Origin of the sequence: Zhouia amylolytica AD3 (genome assembly GCF_000511935.2) — a bacterium.
GTDB lineage: Bacteria > Bacteroidota > Bacteroidia > Flavobacteriales > Flavobacteriaceae > Zhouia > Zhouia amylolytica.
Genome location: NZ_AYXY01000023.1, coordinates 392,015 through 414,426, shown reverse-complemented (window position 1 = coordinate 414,426; position 22,412 = coordinate 392,015). Strand labels below are relative to the sequence as shown.

Below are 22,412 nucleotides of genomic sequence, written 5' to 3'. Positions count from 1 at the left end.
AAACGAAAAAAGATTTTTCTATATTAGAGCGAAAATTCATCGTAAGATTGTTTAAACTGCTTTTAAATAGAATAAATTAATCGCTATTTCAAAGAGAAAGATAGCTATGATTTATTGCAGGAAGGGGATCTGCATTTGAAAATTATGTTTTTCGTTTTCGGTGGACAGTATATATTAAATCTTTATTTATTAAAATTATTATGACACACTTTTTAGGAATGATCGGCCCATGGCAGATCCTTATGCTGATTTTAATTCTCTTTATAATCCCCGTAATTTTTGCAATAATTGATATTGTTAAACATGAATTTGAAGGGTATGGAAAAATTATTTGGTTACTAGTTGTTTTATTTTTCTACCCTATAGGAGTTGTACTATACTTCCTGATAGGAAGAAGTCAGCGGATAAAGAAAGTGTAATTGTTCTAATCGCTTGTTTTTCATGGTTGTAGAAGGCAAATTTTTCTTAACTTCATAGTCCATTAAGGAAAGATCCTGGTTATTAGGGTCTGAATTGCTAACCGTCAAACAAAATAACTCATGAAAAACTTTTCATCATTTTTGGTGTTAGGGTTGCTGTTGATAGGCGTTACCGCTCAATCACAGAATGTAAACGACACCAGATTGTTAAATTCCCCTGCAATTAGTAATGACCAAATCGCATTTGTTTATGCTGAAGACCTATGGATCGCTGATAAAGATGGCTCGAATCCAAAACGATTAACTATCGATGAAGGAAGGGAGTCGAATCCGGTTTTTTCACCGGATGGGTCTATGATCGCATTCAGTGCGGAATACGATGGGAATACCGATGTGTTTGTGATTCCTTCAACAGGGGGAGTTCCTAAACGATTAACCTGGCATCCTTCGTGGGATATTGTTAGGGGTTTTACTCCGGATGGAGCGGTGTTATTTAACTCCAGGCGTACGAATTATACGAATCGACACGCAAAGCTGTATACCGTAAGTGTGGACGGAGGGCAGCCAAAAGAATTGCCCATCCCCACGGTTTTTAGAGGTACTATTTCAGGCAATGGAAATTACATAGCCTATAACCCGAATTACGAAGCATTCAGTCAATGGAAGCATTATCGCGGTGGTACACAAGCCCGTATTTGGGTGTATAACAGGAGCAATAAAAGAGTAAGTGAAATTCCGAAGCCGGCATCGGGGTCAAATGATGCGCATCCGCAGTGGATTGGGAATAAGGTGTACTTCAGAAGTGATAGAAATGGTGAATTCAATTTATTCTCTTATGATATTAATACCAAAGAGGTAGATCAACATACTAATTATACTGATTTCCCGGTTATAGGAATGGGCTCGAATGGTAAAGAGCTCATTTATGAACAGGGTGGGTATTTACATATTTTCAATCCGGAATCAAACTCCAGTGAGAAAATAACGGTGGGTATAGCTACCGATTTACTTGAAATGAGGCCGCGGTTTGTTTCAGGGGCTAATTATATTCGAAGTGCCGGTATTTCACCTTCAGGAGTCAGAGCAATATTTGATTTTAGGGGTGACATTGTTACGGTGCCAGCTGATAAAGGTGACGTCAACTATATCACTCAGACCCCCGGGGTTCATGAAAAGGAACCTCAATGGTCACCTGACGGAAAGAATATCGCTTATTTTTCTGATGTAAGTGGAGAATACGCCATTCACTTGAAAGATATACAAAGTGATAAGTTAACTTCTATAACCCTCGATGGAACGGGGTTTTATGCGTATTTAAACTGGTCGCCGGATAGTAAGAAATTAACCTTTGTAGATAACGGCAGGAACCTCTACGTGCTGGATGTTTCATCAAAAAGAATTAAAAAAATAGCTACCGATACCCTTTATATTCCGGGTGCTTTCAGGGATATGTTTGGTTCATGGTCGTACGACTCTAATTTCATTACGTATACTGTCATTACAGAAACGAACTTTGAACAGGCATTTATATACAGTCTGAAAAACAGTAAATCATATCCTATATCTGATGGTTTGTCTAATGTGTCTGAACCAATTTTTGATCCGGGAGGAAAGTATGTGTATATGCTAGCCTCAACGGATGCCGGTCCGGTTGTAAATTGGTTTGATCAATCGAATCAGGATATGGAAATGACAAATTCCATTTACCTGGTGACCCTTAGGGAAGATATAATTTCGCCCTTGGCCAAAGAAAATGATGTAGAAGTATTGGATGAAGACGCAAGTGATTCGAAAAAGGATAAAAAAGATAAATTGCTGGAAATAGATTTTGATGGTTTGCAGCATAGAATTATAGATCTACCTGTACAACCCGGAATGTATTCAGGGTTGGCATGTCCTGAAGAGGGGAACTTATATTATATGAATTTTCTACCTCATAGTGGATATTCAAGTCCACAACCCTTGATGCATTTTGATTTGAAAAAGCGGGAAGCCAAAGAAGTGCTAAAGGCGAATCAGTTTGTTATTTCAGCTGATGGTAAAAAGACTTTAATTCGTAGCGGTAGTTCGTGGAATGTAGCTGATACAGGTAAAAAACCTGATAATGGGGGTGTGAAAGTAGATATGATTAAAATTAAAATAGACCCGGTTAAAGAATGGAAAAATATTTTTGATGAAGCATGGCGGGTGAACAGGGATTATTTTTATGACCCGGGGATGCATGGTGCTGATTGGGATGCAATGAAGGCAAAATATATCGAGTTTTTACCTGATGTTGTATGCAGAAGCGATTTGTATCGGGTAATGCAATGGATGTTTAGTGAACTGGCGGTAGGGCATCATCGGTTTCAAGGGACAGGAGATCGTTTAAATAATCCGGAAACCGTAAATGTAGGATTGTTGGGGGCAGATTATGAAATAGTTAATAACAGATATAGGTTTAAAAAGATATACGGTGGATTAAACTGGACCCCTGATTTAAGATCTCCGCTTACTGAGCCGGGAGTGAATGTGAAAGAAAGGGAATATCTAATAGCTGTTGATGGTGTTGAGGTAACTGCCGATGATAATTTATTTAGTTATTTTGAAAATAAAGCGGGTAAGATTACCTATTTAAAAATAGGAAGTAATTCCAATGGTTCGAATGCCAGAGAGGTGAAAGTGGTTCCAATAGGAAATGAGGATGCGTTGAGAAACCGGGCGTGGGTTGAAGAAAATATTGAGAAGGTAAATAAGGCCACAGACGGGCAGGTTGCTTATGTATATGTGCCTAATACTGCCGGTGCCGGTCATGAATATTTCAAACGTTATTTCTTTCCTCAGGTGAATAAAAAGGCAATTATTGTTGATGAGCGTTATAATGGTGGTGGGCAGTTAGCCGATTATTATATTGACATTTTAAGAAAGCCTTATCAATCACATTGGAATTTTAGGTATGGGAAAGATTTAAAGGCGCCCAATGCCTCTATACAAGGTCCTAAGGTGATGCTGATTGATGAAACGGCTGGTTCCGGAGGGGATTATTTACCGTGGATGTTTAGAAAGTATGAGCTTGGTACCCTGATAGGGAAGAGAACCTGGGGTGGGCTCGTTGGGATACTCGGATATCCGGAATTTATTGATGGGGGCAGCGTTACGGCTCCTAATGTAGCGTTTTATAGCGAAAAGGGCTTTAGGGTCGAAAATGAAGGTGTTGCTCCTGATATAGATGTTGAACAATGGCCTAAAGAAGTTATTGAAGGACGCGACCCACAATTGGAAAAGGCGATTGAGGTTGTATTGGAAAAATTAAAAGAATATCAGCCCAATTATCCTTCTCGTCCAGCATACCCAAACAGGGTGAAGGGGCCAGATCGGGACTAGAAGTATTTGAAGTATAATAGGAAAGGGGGGGTGCCCCCTTTTTTTGTTAGATATTTTAAAGGGTGAGAAGCGGTTGACTACTTATCATACCAGTTTTTCAAAGTCTGTATAATGGGCTAAATTGAGCAAAAAATATAACATGAAATTATATCTTCCTGCATTGCTCTTCACTTTTGTATTCATGATTGCTTGTAATCCAAGAGGGAGCCGTGGTAATGATTCAGCTTCAATAATAAGTACTCATGAAACTGGGGTGAAAGACTTTAACCGTCCTATGATGGGATGGGCGAGCTGGAATGCATACAGGATCAATATAAGTGAAGAAATCATTCAATCTCAGGCAGATGCCATGGTGGCCTTGGGTTTGGATACGCTGGGGTATGAATTTATAAATATTGACGATGGTTATTTCGGAGGGCGGGATGAAAATGGTGCTCTTATAGCCCACCCGGTTAAATTTCCCAATGGAATGAAAGCATTGTCGGATTATATTCACAATAAAGGGTTAAAAGCAGGTATATATACTGATGCGGGGATTAACACCTGTGCGTCATATTGGGATAAAGACACCATAGGTGCCGGGATGGGGCTGTATGGTCATGAGTATAATGATTTAAGTGTTTTATTAAACAAATGGAATTATGACTTTTTAAAAGTCGACTGGTGTGGAGGTCAATGGATGGGACTCGATGAGCAAACCAGGTATACCGAAATAGGAGATTTGATAGCCGAAATTAAACCAGAAGTTTTATATAATGTATGCAGATGGAAATTCCCTGGTAAGTGGGTTACACAGGTTGCTGATTCCTGGAGAATCTCAGGAGATATAGCCAATAACTTTAATTCTATTTTGCATATTATTGATCAAAATGCAGATTTGTGGAAGTATGCATCTAATGGTCATTATAATGATATGGATATTTTACAGGTAGGTAGAGGGATGACCTATGATGAAAATAAGGTTCATTTTTCCATGTGGAGTATGATGCATTCACCGTTAATTTTGGGGAATGATCTAACCAAGATGAATGAGGAGACACTCCAAATTATAAGTAATAAGGAAATTATAGCCCTTAATCAGAGTTCTTTTGTGTATCAGGCCAGACGGGTGGTAGATCATGGCGAATTGGAAATTTGGGCCAAGCCATTGGTTTCAACGGTAAGTGGCGAAGTTGCCGTAGGCTTATTAAACAGAAGTGCCGAATCGACCAATATCACATTGGAGCTTGCAAAAGTTGGAATCAACTCCTCGAAAGGTTACACTATGAGAGATTTATGGGAGAAAAAGGATTATCCAGTTTCTAAGCAAGATTCAGTTACCATGGAGGTTCCTGGGCACGGTATTGTGGTGGTGAAGATAGAAGGTACTGCTATGCCTTTTAATGTGTTTCAGTATGACGATAAAGAATAGACAGGCTATTGTTTAAACTTTATTAGAAGTTAAGATTTGAATGCTCCGGGCCAGTTTGCTATCTTTAAGGAAAACGGTGTTTTATGAAAGAGTCAAAGCGCTTGGTTATGGAATGGTTTTCGAAATGGAGTTCCGGAGATTTTACCAATCTGCCAATTTCTGCTAATTTCTCACATACAAGTCCTTTTGGCACCATAGAAGGAAAGCAGGGGTATATAGACCTAGTGGCTGCGAATAAGGATAAATTTCTAGGCTATACCTTTTCGATTATTGATGGTGTTTATGAGCAAGATAAAGCATGTGTGCGTTACAAGGCTGTTCAGGGTGATTTCGAATTGGAGGTGAGTGAATGGTATTATTTTAAAGAGGCATGTATTGATAAAATTGTGGCTTATTACCATATAGGTGACATTAGAGAAGACAGGAAACTCCAGCCTTAACTGACGTATTTAATCTGGTAAACATCCAAGTTGGTTTTTTATCGATGAGAATTTCTTTGGAGGAGGCATTTTAGTAAATTTATTAGAAGAGCCATTGACTTATCTTATGCTGGGAATAATTTAAAACCTGGCATTATGAAATTCTTTTTGTTGTTTTTTTTCGTTTTAACTGCAAGTGTATCAGCTCAAAATCTTCATCAAACCACAGGGCCATTCATTCGGGTGTTTAATCTCGATGGACAAAAAATAGCCAATGGGAAAATCGTTTCTATGACGACAGATACCTTGAGGCTCTATAGTGCTAAAAAGGTTAGAGATATTCCATTAGAAAAAATCGGGCTCATTAAAACTAAGCGAGCTATGGGGCACACGATAGGTTTAGGGGCAGCTGTAGGGTGTATTTTAGGTGGGGTTGCAGCTTATGCTGGAGATGATGGTCTTTTCATGTCTCGGGGAGAGTTCGCCGTTGCCGGAGGGATATTAGGTGCTGCTGCAGGAACAGCAACCGGAAGCGTCATTGCTATTACAAAAAAGCGAAAAGTTTATGTGATTAATGGTGACAAAAACCGTTGGGAATTATTCAGGAAATCCATGAGTTCAATTATGCCTAAAGTTAGTGAAGATTATAATGATGCATTACAACCAGAGACCAATACCATACATCAATAAAATTGATGCATAATGTGCTCTTTTCATAGTTTTGAAGGTTAAATAAATAATAGATTAAGAGCGCCTAAATGTTTAGAATTATTTGGTTACTACTACTTGTGTTACTGTCCTATTTTGGGGTAGCCCAAAATACAAATGACAAGCATATAATTACCTTGCCTATTTCAGAAAAAGAAGGGTTTGGTCCCTTCTCCCCGGAGTTTAAAGAATTAACGTATGATCCTGATGAATTGATAACGGATGAATGGAGTAATACCATAGAGACTGTTAGTGGTATTCCGGAGGATTGGGATAAACCTGTTGTTAAGCGTATTATTTTTGATATCTACCAGTTTACGTATCAAAATTATAATTTGGGAGCCATAAGTGAAGATTTCTTTAATCGAGTGAAGGTGTTGTGGCAGTGGGATCTCACTAACAGAGATCTTTCGGAACAACCCATTCGTTGTTATACGCATATTGTAATGCATAAAACTCCTGGAGGCATCATTGAGTATAAAATTGATACCAATAATAATGATGATTTTAGTGATGATCGCATTATTTCATCGCCGATAATGGTGGTAGCGTTGGGAAATGAGGCAGATGAGGAATATGCTCCCATTGTGCAATATGAGGCGTTTGTAAAGGGAGGTGTGGTTAAGAAATCGATTCCGGTGTTGATAGCCCAAAGTGGAATGAACAGGTTGTTATATAATTTTCCGGTATATAAGGAAGCTACATTCAAAGGTGAGACTCTGATATTGAGAGGAGATATTGTAAGTACCACATTTGATAAACGTACGCTTATTGGTATTAAGGCGGATAAAGAAAATTTTAAGCCTATAGCAAAGGAGGGTGTTTTAAAAATTGACGGGGTAAGTTATCAGAATATGGGTGTTGATGCTAATGATCAGTTGTTGCTTTTAGGGGAGAAGCCAAGTAATAAAAAGCGTGTTTATAAAAAACCAAATGTTGGGGATGATGCCATCGCTTTTTCCGGTAATGAATTTACTACCAACCAAAAAATAAGTCTTAGTGACTTTGAAGGTAAGTACTTATATCTTGAGTTCTGGGGGAGTTGGTGTGGTCCGTGTATGAAGGAGATCCCAAATGTTAAATACGCCAAACAAAATTTAGATCCTGCTTTGATATCTTTCCTGGGAATTGCATATGACAGGCCGGTGGAACTTGCTAAAACAATTAAAAAGAAAAAAATCACCTGGCCACAAATCCTTCATAACGGTGATAATAAGATTGCAGATATATACGATGTTCAGAATTTCCCAAAATCGTATCTGATAGATCCTGACGGGAAGATCATTGCTGAAGATCTCAGTGGTAGCAAATTGATAAAAATTTTACAAAAGTATATTAACAAACGGTCTGAATGATTTAATAGCTTTGTGGTAAATCAAGCAAAGTAATTATGCAAAGTATAGCAGTTTTTTGTGCTTCCAGCAATGGTTGTGACTCGGATTTTGAAAAAATAGCTTATTCAGTTGGGGTTAAATTAGCAAACCAAAAAATTAAAATCGTTTATGGTGGTTCTAATGTTGGTTTAATGGGGGCTGTGGCAGATGGTGCTTTAAATGTTTCCGGAGTGGTTACGGGGGTTCTTCCAACTTTTTTACAGGAAAAGGAGATCGCGCATGATGGTCTAACAGAATTAATTCTGGTCGACTCTATGCATGAACGAAAAATTAAGATTTTTGAATTGTCGGAGGGGTCATTAACCTTACCGGGTGGTTTCGGTACAATGGATGAACTATTTGAAATGCTTACCTGGGCACAACTAGGAATGCATCATAAACCGATAGGAGTTTTGAATATAAAGGGGTATTATGACCCGTTAATTGAGTTGGTTGACAGCATGACCAAAAATGGTTTGTTGAAACAGGAAAATCGAAACATGATATTGTTTGAAGATGATTTAGATCGATTACTGCAAAGAATGGAGCATTATGCAGCTCCTAATGTAGGTAAATGGATTACAACGAATCGGATATAAAATTATATAGGATCAGGTTCCAGGGATAGTTATAAATAAAAAACCACGCATAAATGCGTGGTTTTTTTTATTTCAATATTTTTCCGTTTTTATCTTTGAAACGGTATTCTAAATACGTGTAAGCGTCTCTTGGTAAAATCTTTACCCATTTTTTGTGTTCTAAAAACCATTTAGAACGGATGGATGGAAATCCTTTTGTTAGATAAGCGGCTATAAACGGGTGTGTGTTTAAAATGATTCCGTTTTTAGCTTTATCATTTTTAATAATTCTTTCAAGATCAAAAGTGATTTTATCAATCAAAACGATAGGAGCTTCCACTTCGCCATTGGCATTAGGGTTGTCCTCTCTTGTTTTAATTGTTAACTCTTGTCTTACTCTTTGTCTTGTAATTTGTATCAAGCCAAACTTGCTAGGGGGAAGGATCTTGTGTTTGGCTCTGTCGTCACTCATTTCTTCTCTTAAATGGTTGTATAATGTTCTTCGGTTTTCGGCATCAGACATATCAATAAAATCTACTACGATGATACCTCCCATATCCCGAAGTCGAAGCTGTCTCGCAATTTCAGTTGCTGCAATAAGGTTTACTTCCAGTGCAGTTTCTTCTTGCGATTTAGCTTTATTGGATCTGTTACCACTGTTAACATCTATAACGTGAAGTGCTTCGGTATGTTCAATGACCAAATAGGCACCTTTACTCATAGATACAGTACGACCAAAAGAAGTTTTGATTTGACGTTCAATTCCGAATTTTTCAAATACCGGAACAGGAGCGTTGTACATTTTTACAATGGATTCTTTTTTTGGAGCGATATTGCTCAAATAATCCTTAATTTGATAATAAAGCGTTTCATCATCTACATGTATTCCGGTAAAAGTATCGTTAAATACATCTCTTAAAATAGAGGCTGCACGATTCATTTCACTTAATACTTTTGATGGCTGAGGTGCTTTATAAATTTTTTTGCACATTGCTTGCCAACGATTGAGCAAGTTTTGCAAGTCTTTGTCCAGTTCGGCGACTTTTTTGCCTTCGGCTACAGTACGGACAATAACTCCAAACCCTTTAGGTTTAATGCTTTGTACGAGCCTTTTAAGTCTATCTTTTTCATCTTTGTCTTCAATTTTCTGAGAAACAGAAATTCGATTCGAAAAAGGCACCAACACCAAGTATCTTCCGGCTATTGAAAGTTCGGAACTAATTCTTGGACCTTTGGTTGAGATAGGCTCTTTTACAATTTGAACGAGAATAGATTGATTGGCTTTAATAACATCATTAATAACGCCATCTTTGTCTATGTCTTCTTCAAATGGGAAATCTTTTAAAGAGAAATCTTTTAATTTACCTGTGCTTACACGTTTGATAAACTTTAACAAAGAAGAGAGTTGAGGTCCGAGATCGTGATAGTGCAAAAAAGCATCTTTTTCGTATCCTACATTTACAAATGCAGCATTTAAACCCGGAACTGGTTTTCTGACTTTGGCAAGCATAATATCGCCTACTGCAAAATCAGAACTGTTTTCTTCTTTGTGTAATTCTATCAGTTTTCCATCCTTTAATAAGGCAAAATCAACGTCAGAGGAACCAGATCGAACAATTAATTCTTTATTCACTCTGAATTGGTTTGTATCGACCCATAATTGGGAAGATGGATTAAACAAAATATTTTATTACACAGGTTCCTGTTATGAAACAGGATTAAACCCGGCGAAACCCCATAGGAAATCTATGAAATTTCTATTTCAATGAACAAACTGTTTTAAAAAGAAAAAGTAGTTGAAGAACTACTTTTTCTTTTTGTGGCGGTTAGCTCTTGCTCTTTTCTTACGCTTGTGCGTAGCCACCTTATGTCTTTTTCTTTTTTTACCGCTTGGCATAGGGTATAAATTTTATAGTTAATAAATTATTTTACGTCTACGTTCGCTTTAACGCCCTCTACAAATACTTTAGCTGGTTTAAAAGCAGGAATGTTGTGTGCAGGAATCTTGATGGTTGTGTTTTTAGAGATGTTTCTCCCGGTTTTTTCAGCTCTTGTTTTAATTATAAAACTACCAAAACCTCTTAAGTAAACATTATCTCCATTCTCTAAGGAGTTCTTTACTTCTTCCATAAAAGTTTCTACAGTTGCCTGTACATCTCCCTTTTCCATGCCAAGTTTTTCTGAAATTTTGGCTACTAGATCTGCTTTCGTCATTTTATTATTCTGTTTTTAAGACTATTATAATTTTTGGGGATGCAAATATATGAATTAATTAACCAATTAAAGAAACTCAATTAAGTTAAAATTAACCATATAACTTAGTATTTTTGACGATGTTATAAAAAAAGTGGATGTTTTCGAGTAAGATTATAGGTTGGTACAAGGAGAATATGAGGGTGCTTCCGTGGCGTAAAACAAGGGATCCGTACCGTATTTGGTTGTCAGAGATTATGTTACAGCAAACCCGTGTGGAGCAAGGTTTGCCATATTATCAAAAGTTTATAAAACACTATCCTACTGTATCCCAGCTTGCTGATGCTTCGGAGGAGGAAGTTCTTAAAATGTGGCAAGGTTTGGGGTATTATTCCCGAGCGAGAAACCTTCATGCCACTGCAAAATATGTGGCTCGAGATTTAAATGGAAAATTTCCGGATACATATAAGGAATTAAAGAAATTAAAAGGGGTTGGTGATTATACGGCTAGTGCGATTGCTTCATTTTGCTTTGACAGACCTGAACCTGTAGTTGATGGTAATGTTTACAGGGTGCTATCTCGATACTTTGGTGTAGAAACTCCTATCAATAGTACGACTGGAATTAAGTATTTCAAGAGTCTTGCTGTCGAACTAATCGACAGATCCAGGCCTGCAGAATACAATCAGGGTGTTATGGAGTTTGGGGCCTTGCAGTGCAAACCGCAATCGCCAAGCTGCGGTGATTGTCCATTGAATGACGGGTGCGTAGCTCTGGAAAAAGACTTGATCAGTTCGCTCCCGGTTAAGCTAAAAAAAACAAAAGTTAAGGATCGGTTTTTTAATTATTTGATATTTCAATCAGGAGGAGAGACCCTAATTCAACAAAGAAAGGGGAAAGGTATTTGGCAAAATCTATATGAATTTCCTTTAATAGAGAGTGACGGAGAGCTTAGTATTGAAGAAATTGAAAATCATCCATTGTTTAAAGAGCGTTTGCAGGGGCGGGATTTTGAACTGAGCTTGTATAATAGAGAAACCATTACGCATAAATTATCGCATCAACATATATATACTAAATTTTGGGTTGTACATTTGCAGTCTTCAATTGAAAATGGAATTTCCTATCACGAATTAGAAGAATATCCAATGCCGGTTTTAATTGCCAACTTTGTGAAGGAATATAGTTTTTAGTTGTGGTAATTTTTTAATAATTTTGAGTTTAACACAAAAGTAACTATGAGCGGAACACTGAACAAAGTAATGTTGATTGGACATTTGGGAGATGAGGTTAAAATGACTTATTTCGATGGAGGAAATTGTATAGGTCGTTTTCCGTTAGCAACAAACGAATCATATACTAACAGGCAAACCGGTGAGCGTGTAACCTCTACCGAGTGGCATAATATAGTGGTAAGAAATAAGGCAGCTGAAATCTGCGAAAAATACCTTACCAAAGGGGATAAAATTTATGTTGAAGGAAGAATTAAGAACCGTCAATGGCAGGGTGAAGATGGACAAACCCGTTATACAACGGAGATACAAGTAACTGATTTCACATTTTTATCTGCCAAGAAAGAAGAAGGAGGAATGCAGCAATCATCTGCATCTCAACCGCAACAAAGGCAAGATCACAAACCTCAGTCTAATCCGGTTGCTCAAGAACCAGAACCAGACGACGACTTGCCATTTTAATTGTTTAACTAAACTGTACACATTTGGATCCTGAGCCCTCGAGTTTTTTATCAATTTTAATGGTTGTAGATACTGTAGCAACCACCAAGGTCATAGTTTTAGCTCTATTGTTAGCGTGTTCTGCACTTATATCGGGTGCAGAGGTAGCTTTTTTTACTATTAATGAGAACGATCTCGATGATGATAATGGTAAAAACAGTAAAGATAAATTGGTATTGAAGCTATTAGAAACTCCCAAAAAGCTTTTCAACACGATTCTGGTATTTAATAATCTGATCAATATTTCTTTTGTGCTCCTATTCAGTGCAACCGCAAATTATTTCTTTGGCACTTTATCTTCATATTCATTAGGATTTATTGAAGTGAAGTTTGTTGTTGAAGTAATTGTAGCGGCTTTCCTGATATTGATGTTTGGAGAAATTTTGCCTAAAATATATGTGACTAAAAATCAATTGCGGTTTGCGCGTTTCATGGCGCCTTCTCTGAATGTTTTAAGTAAGATACTTTCGCCTGTAAGTGTACCGATGCGTAATGCAAACAATTACTTTCAGGAGAAATGGGGTAAACAGAAATCTAATATTAGTGTAGATCAGCTATCCCAGGCATTAGAGTTGACCTCAGAAGGTGATACCACCTCAGAGGAGCAAAAAATCCTTCAAGGTATCGTTACTTTTGGAAATACAGAAACCAGGCAGGTTATGACACCCAGGATTGATGTGTTTGCGCTCAGTGAGGATACTAAATTTTCGGAAGTGTTTAAAGAGATCGTTAAAAATGGATATTCAAGAATTCCGGTATATAATGATCATATGGATAATATTACCGGTGTTCTGTATGTTAAAGATTTATTGCCTCATATAGATAAAAAATCTTTTAATTGGGTTTCTTTAAAGCGTGAAGCGTATTTTGTTCCGGAAAATAAAAAGCTGGATGATTTATTATTGGAATTTCAGGAGATGAAAAGTCATCTTGCAGTTGTAGTTGATGAATATGGAGGGACCTCCGGGCTAATTACTTTGGAAGATATTATTGAAGAAATTGTCGGAGATATTTCTGATGAGTTTGATGATGAGGATCTGATTTATTCGAAACTTGATGATAAGAATTTTGTTTTTGAAGGAAAGACGACCCTGAAAGATTTCTATCGGGTTATTCAGCTTGAAAATGAATCTATATTTGAAGAGAATAAGGGAGAGTCTGAAACGATAGCTGGGTTTATTTTGGAGATTGCCGGTAGTTTTCCTAAAAAAGGAGAGCGCATAAATTATGAGAACTATACGTTTGTTGTAGAGGCATTGGATAAGAAACGTATCAAGCAAATCAAACTAACTATTACCTGATGAGAGAGATCAGAGGTCTTTTAATTATATTTTTATTGTTGAATGTTATCGCTTGTAAAGAAGATACGCTTCCAAAGCCTCAGGCTGTATTAAGATTGGAGTATCCTCAACCTCATTATGTTGATTTTCATTCGGATGATTGTCCGTTTAGTATGCAGCTTAATGGCATAGCTTCGTTGGTTCCGAAGGGTCAATGTGTTTATGATGTTAACTATGATTCTATGAAGGCTACTGTGTTTCTTACTTACAAAAGCGTTAACAATGACATTGAGAAGTTATTGAAAGATGCTGAGAAGTTAACCTATGAACACGTAGTAAAAGCGGATGCAATAGCTCCTAAGACTTTTGTGAATGAAGAGGATGGCGTTTATGGGATGTTCTTTAAAATTAGTGGTAATGCGGCTTCGCAATCACAATTTTATATTACGGATAGTATCAATCATTTTATAACAGGTTCGCTTTATTTTCATGCGAAGCCTAATTATGATTCAGTTTTACCCGCAGCAGATTATTTAGAAAATGACATTCGGAAAATGATGGAATCCATCAAGTGGAAGAAATAAAAAAGGCTACTCTAGTGTAGCCTTTTTTTTATTGATTACCAAGAAGGTCTTCGGCGTTCTTTATGCTTGAATTAATTTTTTCTTTCAGATCATTAACTTTAATGTCTTCTTGTTCAAGTAATTGAATTTTTTTATCGAGACTATCTTTAGCAATAGTACCGCCAAACTGATCACCAAAATTTTTCATCCACGACATCATCATGTCATGAGATTCTTCAAGTTCTTGCTTTGCTTTCTCATAACTTTTTCCCATTTCGGTCGTGTCAATTTTACTGTCTAATTCTGTGATAAGGGTATTAATTTTACCCATTTTTGGCATCACTTCATCATGAACTTTAAGCACTTCTTTTTTGAGAGAATCAAAAACCTCTTGTTTTGAGTTGTCATTTCCACAAGAAATCATGAGGAGTAATGCAAATAAACTGAATGCCGTTTTAATTGTTTTCATAGTTGTGCTTTTTAATGAGTTGTTTATTAAATAATTAATTCCTTGAAAAAACGCTTATAAGTAAAACTTATTGAGCAATTACAAAAATAGTAATTAGGTGTATGGATAACTGTGATTTTAATGCGAATTTTGCGCCTTAACTTTTAAGTATGGGTGTACAAGGTAAAAAATGGATGTACCTTTTAGTGCTCACCTTAATTTGGGGAAGCTCTTTTATTCTTATTAAGAAAGGACTAGTGGGTTTGTCGGCTATTCAGGTAGGTGCTTTAAGAATTGTATTCACGGCTTTCTTTTTGTTTTCCGTTGGTTTCAAAAGAATGGGTGAAATTAAAAAGCAGCATTGGAAATGGATTGCTTTGTCTGGATTTTTGAGTTCTTTTTTTCCTCCTTTCTTCTTTGCAATGGCCCAGACTCAAGTGGATAGTGGTGTAGCTTCTGTGTTGAATTCACTTACCCCGTTAAACACCTTGTTGGCTGGAACACTCTTTTTTGGAATTACGACTTCACGAAAACAAGCCTATGGTGTTGTAATTGGTTTTGTCGGAACTTTGATATTAATTTTGAAAGGAGCAGAATTCAATCCGGATCAAAATTACTGGTACAGTATTTTAATTATATTATCTACATTAGGTTATGCATTAAATGTAAATATTATAAAAAAGCATCTTACTGATATCAGTGCTTTAGCGGTTACGACGGGTAACTTTGTTTTTATTGTTTTACCAGCATTCATCATTTTATGGGCGACAGGTTTTTTTGAAACTGTCATGGCATCAAAAGAGATGCAACTTTCTGTGTTGTACGTTACAATACTTTCTTTGTTTGGAACTGCATTTGCGAAAGTTCTTTTCAATAAATTGATACAAATAGCAAGTCCTGTATTTGCTTCTTCGGTTACTTATACAATGCCTTTATTGGCTATATTATGGGGCGTGCTGGATGGTGAGAGTTTTAGTTTTCTGCAGTTGATGGGGGGGTGTATTATTTTGGTTGGAGTGTATTTGGCAAATAATCGAAAGAAATGATATGACGGAGAATTATGTATGAAGAAGCCCTTTGCTGCGTTAACTTTTTCTGTAGCTATTTAGATAGGTAGATAGATTCTGATATTTTGAACGTATTAAAAAAGGGAGCTTATTGCGCTCCCTTTCGATTTGTTAATAAGAATAAATCATTAATTAAAATCGGCATCAGAAACGCCTTCGTTGATTTTTATTTCTTTTACTTCAAAGTCCATTTTTTGTGGTCCAAAAGTTTGGGACATTGTATAAGGGAATTTAATACCATCAACTTCTTTGTAGTTGTTGTAATAAATGGATGATGAAAAATCTTGTCCGTTTTGTTTGGTAGAAATTAGATCCTTAACCTTTAATCCGCTTTCAATACTGTAGAAGCTCGTTAGCTTATCAGAGACTTTTAATGCGTAAGCATCTTGCCCATCTACATTTTCAATACCGTTAAGTGATATATCACTATTGTTTATGTATTTTAATTCAGGGAAGGTGGTAGCGGTTAATTTAGATGATTTCAGATCTTCTTCTGACATTTCTTTTCTTTGTCCCTGAACTACCGTATATCCTTTATCTCCGTTTACAACTTGCTTATTTAGTGAATTCCCCATCATCTTGATGTCTACAGCCATTTGATTGTTTGGAGTTGTTTTAACTTCCATGTTTATTGACATACCCTGCATTTCAGCTTCGGCAGTTTTATATATGGATTTTACCATTTTGAGTTTATCAACGCCTCCGATAGCCTTAAGATATTTTTCTACGACATTGTTAGCGGTTAGTCCTTCCGGAACCGTTTTTTTAAATTCCGGCTTTTCTACCTCCTTAGCGAACTTGTCATAGTATTTGATCACTGTCGATTTGCCATTCAATTTTGTGTTTTCAAGTCCATCGATAACATCACTGCCTTTTCCTACGATAACAATTCTGGCATTGTCATACAAGAAGTATTTGTTGGCTGCGTTTTTAACGTCTGCCACGGTAACAGCATTAATTTTTTGAAGATATGTTTCGTAGAAATCTTCAGGAAGATTTTGAGTTTTAATATTTAATGCATAGCGGGCTACCGTACTTGGGTTTTCTAGCGCCATTACAAAATTTCCAAGGTATTTAGCTTTGGCGTTTTGAAGTGTTTCTTCTTTTACGTCTTCAGTTCTGATACGATTGATCTCTTTCATGAATTCGACCACAGAGCTGTCTGTCACCGCATTTCTTACCTTTGCTGAGGCCTGGAATAAACCGGCTCCATACTTATCCGTGTTAACCGATGATCTTGCTCCATAAGTGAAACCGTGTTCTTCTCTAAGGTTCATGTTAAGGTAGCTTCCAAAACTTCCCCCCAGGATATGATTGGCCATTAAGGTGTTAAAATAGTCAGGGTCCGACATTTTTAAATCTATATTATTAACCACTTTGATTTCTGATTGTACGGCATTAGGCATGTCGACAAAATTAATCTGCGTGTATTGTAGATTGTTAGGAGCGGAGTAGGACACTTGTGGTGCCTTGGCCTTATTCCATATTGAGAAGTTCTTTTTTACTAATTTTTTAGTTTGCTTACTATCAACATCTCCAACAATAACCAGGTAGGCTTTTTCGGGAGCAAAATACTGACTGTAAAAATTTTTAATATCATTAAGAGTGACATTATTTACGGTTTCTTCCGTAATGAATTCTCCATAAGGATGTTCTTTACCATAAGCCAGGGCATTTTTAACTCTGTTTGAAATGGCAGCAACATCTTTTTCCTGTGATTTTAACCCTGTAAGAAGTTGTTCTCTTTGTTTTTCGAACTCTTCTTGTGGGAATACAGGATTCAATGCTCCGTCAGCCATTAGTCCCAGAATCTCCTCGAAATATTTGGAAAGACAGCTTGCCGACGCTCCATTTGATCCATAATTAATACTGGCACCGAGATAATCGATTCGTTCGTTAAAGGCATCTTTGCTCATGTTTTTTGTTCCACTTCCTAAAACGGAGCCGGTTAGACTTGAAACACCTGCTTTGTTGCCTTCATAGATAGGTGCATTGTCGATACTTAGACTCACAGATACTCTAGGGAGTTTATGGTTTTCAACGATCATAACAGTTAAGCCATTGTTCAGTTGAAAAGTTTCCGGCTGTCCTAAATTAATTTTTGGGGTTGGCCCGGGTTCAGGTTGTTTCGATCTATCGATTTGCGCTTGTGTTAATAGAGCACAGAATAGAAAAGCTATAATGGATACTATTTTTATTTTCATTGTTTTTTGTTTGATGGTGTTATTTAGCAGATTCAGGTAAATACTCTAACTTCAGGCGTTGGTTCTTGTTAAGGTATTTTTTGGCGACATTTCTGATGTCTTCTCTGGTAATTGATCTGTAGATTTCGATTTCTGTATTGATCAGGTTCGTGTCGTCGTATAACATATAGTTTCGCGCTAAAGAATTTGCGATTCCCTGAATGCTCGAATTGGAGTTAACAAAATCATTTTCTAATTTATTTTGAAGCTTTTGATAATCCTTTTGTGAGATTAGTTCTGTTTGAAGTTTGGTGATTTCTTCATCAATTTCAGTTTCTAAAAGGCTCAATGGTTTGTCGCCTAATGGAAGTGCAAAGATGTTATACATGCTATAATCTTCTTGTGCTCTGTTGAAGGCGAATACCTGTAGGGCAGATTTATTTTCGTCTACCATTTTTTTATACAGCTTAGAGGTTTTACCATCGCTTAAATAGGTTGATATCATATTTAGAACGTATGCATCTTTTTCTGTCATGGCAGGAGTTCGATAGCATAGTGCTAAAGCGGGAATCTGGATATTCGAGTCGTATTCGGTGACTTTAATTTCTTGAGTAATAGGCTGCTCTTTAGGGAAATTCCTGATGATTGGCTCTCCTTTTGGGACCGCACCAAAATAATCTTTAATGAGTTGCTTGGTTTCATCGATATCAATGTCTCCGGCTACTACCAGAACAGCGTTGTTAGGCACATAGTATTTGTTGTTAAAGGCAATAAACTCATCAAGGCTGGCGGCATCTAAATGTTCCATAGAACCTATTACTGACCAACGATATGGGTGGTTTTTGAATAAGTGTGGTTGTACTGCGGTACCATAAATAAGTCCTCCGTAAGGGGAATTATCAACGCGTTGTCTTTTTTCCTCTTTTACGACTTCGTTTTGAGTGTCGACACCAATTTGGTTAATAACAGGGTGTAGCATTCGTTCAGATTCCATCCAAAGGCCTAATTTCAGGTTGTTTGAAGGGAAGGTTTCGTAATAATAGGTTCTGTCTGTAGTAGTGTTTGCATTATTGCTGCCTCCGTTTGAACTAACGATATTAAACCATTCGCCACGTTCAATGTTTTTGGTTCCTTCGAATAATAAATGTTCAAAGAAGTGCGCGAATCCTGTTCTTTCAGGGTTTTCGTCTTTTGAACCTACATGGTACATAACGGAAGTCGTGACTACCGGAGCGCTATTGTCCTGATGTAAAATTACATGTAGACCGTTTTCGAGGTCGTACTCTTCAAAAGCAACTTCCTGGGCTATACCGTTTGTTACAGTAAAAAATAAAGAAGTTACCGCTAAAATTGTTCTCTTCATTACTATAGATGATTTGATTAATGTGTATGTTAATTAGTGTTCTTAAGCACATTAATGTTACAAAAGTTTTTTCTTACAACAAATATAGTTTTTGTATAATGCAGGTAGAAATAAATCAGCTCTTATAACAAAAGTTTAAACTAATAGCTTAATAATTTTTCGTAAATTAATGGTGAAAATCAAAAAGTTATGAAAAAAATGGGATCATTTAAAATAAATTTCAGGTATGGTGCTATAATAGCGATTGTTTTGATAGCATATTTTTTAATTGTTCGTCTTTTTGGATTACATGAAAATCCATGGTTGAGAGTATTGAATGGTGTCATCGTGGCCTATGGAATATATGCAGCGATACGATTCAGACGTCTCACAGAAGGTGAAAAGTTTAATTATTATTCAGGATTTCGCACAGGAATATTCACCGGATTTATTGCCACACTTCTTTTTGTTGGCTTCATGGCTTTGTATATGTTTCATATTGACCCTGAGTTCCCAAAAGCTATTATGAAGGGTTGGATTGAGGAATACTATCAGGGTCCGGGTATTTTAGTTTTTGTTTTAATCGTTGAGGGTTTTGCCTCTACGGTTGTATTGACTCTGGCTTTCATGCAGAAATTCAAACCAAGTTGGAACACAAAAAAATCCCCTCAAAACACATAAAAACATTTGTTGTTTAGATATTTAGCGGTATATTTGCACTCATTTTGTGTAAAAAATAAATTTTAAACGAATCGCTATGTATGCAATTGTAGAGATAGCAGGGCAGCAATTTAAAGTTGCGAAAGACCAAAAAGTATTCGTTCACCGTTTAGGATCTGAGGAAGGTTCAAAAGTTTCTTTTGACAATGTACTTCTTTTAGATGACAACGGTAACGTTACAATTGGCGCCCCGGCTATAGACGGAGCCGCAGTAGAGGCAAAAGTCGTTAAGCACCTTAAAGGAGATAAGGTGATAGTTTTCAAAAAGAAAAGACGTAAAGGTTACAGAGTGAAAAATGGTCACAGACAAGCTCTTACTGAAATCGTAATTGAAAACATTGTGGCTTCTGGTTCAACGAAAAAAGCAGCAGCTAAAAAAGAAGCTCCAAAGAAAGAAGCTAAATCAGCTAACGAGTCTGAAGATTTAAGCAAAAAGACTGTAGTTGAATTAAAAGAAATGGCAAAAAGTAAAGGTATTGAAGGCTATTCTTCTATGAAGAAAGCTGAACTAATAGCTGCTTTAAGTTAATTTTAAAACCTTAAAATCTTAAAGAAATGGCACATAAAAAAGGTGTAGGTAGTTCTAAGAACGGTAGAGAGTCAGAATCGAAACGCTTAGGTGTTAAGATTTTTGGAGGGCAAGCTGCTATAGCTGGAAACATTATTGTTCGTCAGCGTGGTACTGCTCACAACCCAGGTAAGAATGTTTACATGGGGAAAGACCACACATTACATGCTGCTACAGACGGTATTGTAAAATTTGAAAAGAAAAGAAACAATAAGTCATACGTTTCAATTGAACCTTTCGAGGCATAAGAATTGATTTATTTTTCAAACTTACAGAGCCCTTACTGAATTTCAGTAAGGGTTTTTTGTTTGCTGTTTTATTACTTTTTTATAACCGCTGCTTAACACCTTGGATATAGTGTGGTACTATATTGATTGGTTTAATTGAATCAAGCTTGTTTGCAGATGATTAAGGAGCGTATAGTTTTTTTGATGCTTTTGATGTTTGGCCTTCAGATGCATTACAGTCAGGATCTACCTGAAAAAAATAAATTGAATCCAGTTGGCACTTCTTTTCTCGGGTTTAAAAATCGCCTGAAGGATGCGATTCGAAAACAAGACACTTCAAACATTATTTATAATCATATTTTACTGGCAGATTTTTATCGTGATCTGGGAGTGACAAATGAAGCGGTTCATCATTATAATGAAGCATTACTTTTTCATTCAAAAGTATCAGATTCCACTCATGTGATCATTCTCAATAATTTGGGGAGTATTAATTTGGAGGCAGATCAATATGCCATTGCCAAAAGTTATTTGCAAAAGAGTTTGCGTTTATCGAGAACTATTGACTTTCAAAAAGGGGAGGCTGTAGCATATGCATCTTTGGGAGCGGTTTATGAAAAGGAAGGTGAATATGACCAGGGCTTAAAATGTCAAAATAAAAGTTTACGATTGTTTAGTGCTTTGGGTGATTATGAAGGGCTTGCTGTGGTGTATGAGAATATAGGGAGTATATATGAAGATCTTCAGCAATACGATAAGGCTTATACCTATTTTAAAAGCGCGTATGAATATTTTTATCGCGTGAATGATGACAGAAAAATTAGTATTCTCAACAACCTGGGTGATGTAAACAGGAAGAAGGGTGATTTTGAAAAGGCGTTTTTCTACACCAATAAAGCCAAATATGAAGCTGAACGAACGAATAATGTTCATCAGTTATCTAGTGCTTTAAAGGACCTTTCTAAAACCTCTAAACTTACCGGAGATCATCTAAAGGCATTCGACTATTTAAATGCATCTATTTATAAATATAAGGAGGAGCAGAAGTTGAGGAGGATACAACAAATGAATACGCTGCAAATTGTGTATGGGGTGAAAGAAAGAGAGGCTAAGATTGCTTTGCTAACCAAGCAAAATGAGTTAAACAGAGCCAATCAGAGAACAGTGGTATTTGTGATCTTTTTAGTGATAATCATATTCGCAATTGTCTTTTTTAATTATCGGAAAAAGAAAGATCAACGGTTCAAAATAGAGCAATATAAGCAGCAATTATTGAAGGCTGATCTGGATAAGAAGATAGCCGAAGAGGAAAGTCTTCAGCGAGAGATACAAATAAAGACTTCTTCGCTTTCCAAATACAGTTTGCACCTTGCGCATAAGAATAAAGTTTTATCGGATGTTTCAAGCACCTTGATAAAGCTAAAAGACAGAGAACGAATGTTTATAAAGCCTAAACTTGAAGGATTAATAGCTGAGATAAAGGCTGATATTGAGGATGAACAGGGTTGGGTAGATTTTATTAAATATTTCGAACAAATTCACCCTGATTTTTTTAAGAAGATCCATAAAGTAACTTCGGGGAACTTAAGTACAGCGGAAATGAGGTTATGTATGTTGTTGAGACTTAGCCTTACGTCAAAAGAAATAGCATCTGTTTTAAGAATTACTCCTGATAGTATTCGAATTGCACGTTATCGCTTAAGGAAAAAACTTCTTTTGGAAAAAGGGAGTAATCTTCAAAATTTTATGCTGGATTTATAAGCATTCCCTGCCTTTTGTAAATCGAAAGTTAAGGAGATGTTTCGGAACCTTAAATG

The 22,412-nt window shown here is 36.6% G+C and carries 21 protein-coding genes; 16 read left to right on the top strand and 5 right to left on the bottom strand.

The window, feature by feature from the left end; all coding sequences use genetic code 11:
- Positions 1 to 200 precede the first annotated feature (200 nt).
- The 7 genes from P278_RS12585 (at position 201) to P278_RS12555 (ending at position 8,292) form a co-directional block, all read left to right on the top strand.
- Entirely contained in the window at positions 201 to 419 is a 219-nt protein-coding gene (locus P278_RS12585) for a PLD nuclease N-terminal domain-containing protein (RefSeq protein ID WP_038267390.1), read from the top strand.
- A 120-nt stretch (positions 420 to 539) separates the two neighbouring features.
- Complete coding sequence (locus P278_RS12580; RefSeq protein WP_038267389.1) at positions 540 to 3,782, top strand: S41 family peptidase; 3,243 nt, start codon at positions 540 to 542, stop codon at positions 3,780 to 3,782.
- Between the two features lie 139 nt (positions 3,783 to 3,921).
- Positions 3,922 to 5,193: a glycoside hydrolase family 27 protein gene (locus P278_RS12575; protein WP_038267386.1), complete on the top strand. Its 1,272-nt coding sequence runs from the start codon at positions 3,922 to 3,924 to the stop codon at positions 5,191 to 5,193.
- An 83-nt stretch (positions 5,194 to 5,276) separates the two neighbouring features.
- Positions 5,277 to 5,633, top strand: a complete 357-nt coding sequence (locus P278_RS12570) for a nuclear transport factor 2 family protein (RefSeq protein WP_038267384.1) — start codon at positions 5,277 to 5,279, stop codon at positions 5,631 to 5,633.
- Between the two features lie 135 nt (positions 5,634 to 5,768).
- On the top strand, positions 5,769 to 6,302 hold the full coding sequence (locus tag P278_RS12565; protein ID WP_038267381.1) for a hypothetical protein: 534 nt from the start codon (positions 5,769 to 5,771) through the stop codon (positions 6,300 to 6,302).
- 68 nt (positions 6,303 to 6,370) lie between these two features.
- Positions 6,371 to 7,675 carry a TlpA family protein disulfide reductase gene (locus P278_RS12560; protein ID WP_051413549.1) on the top strand — a complete coding sequence of 435 codons (1,305 nt, stop codon included), beginning with the start codon at positions 6,371 to 6,373 and terminating at the stop codon, positions 7,673 to 7,675.
- A gap of 35 nt (positions 7,676 to 7,710) precedes the next feature.
- On the top strand, positions 7,711 to 8,292 hold the full coding sequence (locus tag P278_RS12555) for an LOG family protein (protein ID WP_038267377.1): 582 nt from the start codon (positions 7,711 to 7,713) through the stop codon (positions 8,290 to 8,292).
- Positions 8,293 to 8,359: 67 nt separating this feature from the next.
- Here P278_RS12555 and P278_RS12550 read toward each other — a convergent pair whose 3' ends face one another.
- Together P278_RS12550 and P278_RS12545 are read right to left on the bottom strand one after the other, a co-directional pair.
- Positions 8,360 to 9,904 carry an Rne/Rng family ribonuclease gene (locus P278_RS12550; protein WP_038267375.1) on the bottom strand — a complete coding sequence of 515 codons (1,545 nt, stop codon included), beginning with the start codon at positions 9,902 to 9,904 and terminating at the stop codon, positions 8,360 to 8,362.
- Positions 9,905 to 10,194: 290 nt separating this feature from the next.
- Positions 10,195 to 10,485 carry an HU family DNA-binding protein gene (locus tag P278_RS12545; RefSeq protein ID WP_038267373.1) on the bottom strand — a complete coding sequence of 97 codons (291 nt, stop codon included), beginning with the start codon at positions 10,483 to 10,485 and terminating at the stop codon, positions 10,195 to 10,197.
- Between the two features lie 137 nt (positions 10,486 to 10,622).
- On the opposite strand from P278_RS12545, the gene mutY reads away from it, so the two are divergent.
- The 4 genes from mutY to gldD are packed head-to-tail and all read left to right on the top strand — an operon-like array spanning position 10,623 to position 14,061.
- Positions 10,623 to 11,657 (top strand): A/G-specific adenine glycosylase, encoded by a 1,035-nt coding sequence (gene mutY, locus P278_RS12540; RefSeq protein WP_038267370.1) that lies wholly within the window; start codon positions 10,623 to 10,625, stop codon positions 11,655 to 11,657.
- A 45-nt stretch (positions 11,658 to 11,702) separates the two neighbouring features.
- A complete protein-coding gene (locus P278_RS12535) occupies positions 11,703 to 12,158 on the top strand; it encodes a single-stranded DNA-binding protein (RefSeq protein ID WP_038267368.1) in 456 nt (151 codons plus the stop codon).
- Positions 12,159 to 12,181: 23 nt separating this feature from the next.
- Positions 12,182 to 13,498, top strand: coding sequence for a gliding motility-associated protein GldE (gene gldE, locus P278_RS12530; RefSeq protein ID WP_038267365.1), 1,317 nt, complete (start codon positions 12,182 to 12,184; stop codon positions 13,496 to 13,498).
- Positions 13,498 to 14,061, top strand: coding sequence for a gliding motility lipoprotein GldD (gene gldD / locus P278_RS12525; protein WP_152973936.1), 564 nt, complete (start codon positions 13,498 to 13,500; stop codon positions 14,059 to 14,061). The genes gldE and gldD overlap by 1 nt, the downstream gene beginning before the upstream one ends.
- Before the next feature lie 28 nt (positions 14,062 to 14,089).
- Here the strand turns inward: gldD and P278_RS12520 are convergent, their stop codons facing one another.
- Positions 14,090 to 14,509, bottom strand: a complete 420-nt coding sequence (locus P278_RS12520) for a hypothetical protein (RefSeq protein WP_038267360.1) — start codon at positions 14,507 to 14,509, stop codon at positions 14,090 to 14,092.
- A 149-nt stretch (positions 14,510 to 14,658) separates the two neighbouring features.
- On the opposite strand from P278_RS12520, the gene P278_RS12515 reads away from it, so the two are divergent.
- Positions 14,659 to 15,534, top strand: a complete 876-nt coding sequence (locus P278_RS12515; protein ID WP_038267357.1) for a DMT family transporter — start codon at positions 14,659 to 14,661, stop codon at positions 15,532 to 15,534.
- Between the two features lie 149 nt (positions 15,535 to 15,683).
- On the opposite strand, the gene P278_RS12510 is transcribed toward P278_RS12515, so the two are convergent.
- Both P278_RS12510 and P278_RS12505 read right to left on the bottom strand, forming a co-directional pair.
- Positions 15,684 to 17,759 carry a M16 family metallopeptidase gene (locus P278_RS12510; protein ID WP_038267354.1) on the bottom strand — a complete coding sequence of 692 codons (2,076 nt, stop codon included), beginning with the start codon at positions 17,757 to 17,759 and terminating at the stop codon, positions 15,684 to 15,686.
- 19 nt (positions 17,760 to 17,778) lie between these two features.
- On the bottom strand, positions 17,779 to 19,101 hold the full coding sequence (locus tag P278_RS12505) for a M16 family metallopeptidase (RefSeq protein ID WP_038267351.1): 1,323 nt from the start codon (positions 19,099 to 19,101) through the stop codon (positions 17,779 to 17,781).
- A gap of 189 nt (positions 19,102 to 19,290) precedes the next feature.
- Between P278_RS12505 and P278_RS12500 the strand changes: the two genes are divergently transcribed.
- From P278_RS12500 to P278_RS12485, 4 genes are all read left to right on the top strand, one after another.
- Positions 19,291 to 19,761 (top strand): DUF4199 domain-containing protein, encoded by a 471-nt coding sequence (locus tag P278_RS12500; RefSeq protein ID WP_235444286.1) that lies wholly within the window; start codon positions 19,291 to 19,293, stop codon positions 19,759 to 19,761.
- Positions 19,762 to 19,837: 76 nt separating this feature from the next.
- Positions 19,838 to 20,329 (top strand): 50S ribosomal protein L21, encoded by a 492-nt coding sequence (gene rplU / locus P278_RS12495; RefSeq protein ID WP_038267349.1) that lies wholly within the window; start codon positions 19,838 to 19,840, stop codon positions 20,327 to 20,329.
- Between the two features lie 26 nt (positions 20,330 to 20,355).
- Positions 20,356 to 20,616 carry a 50S ribosomal protein L27 gene (gene rpmA / locus P278_RS12490; RefSeq protein WP_038267346.1) on the top strand — a complete coding sequence of 87 codons (261 nt, stop codon included), beginning with the start codon at positions 20,356 to 20,358 and terminating at the stop codon, positions 20,614 to 20,616.
- A 156-nt stretch (positions 20,617 to 20,772) separates the two neighbouring features.
- On the top strand, positions 20,773 to 22,356 hold the full coding sequence (locus P278_RS12485) for a tetratricopeptide repeat protein (RefSeq protein WP_055725821.1): 1,584 nt from the start codon (positions 20,773 to 20,775) through the stop codon (positions 22,354 to 22,356).
- Positions 22,357 to 22,412 lie beyond the last annotated feature (56 nt).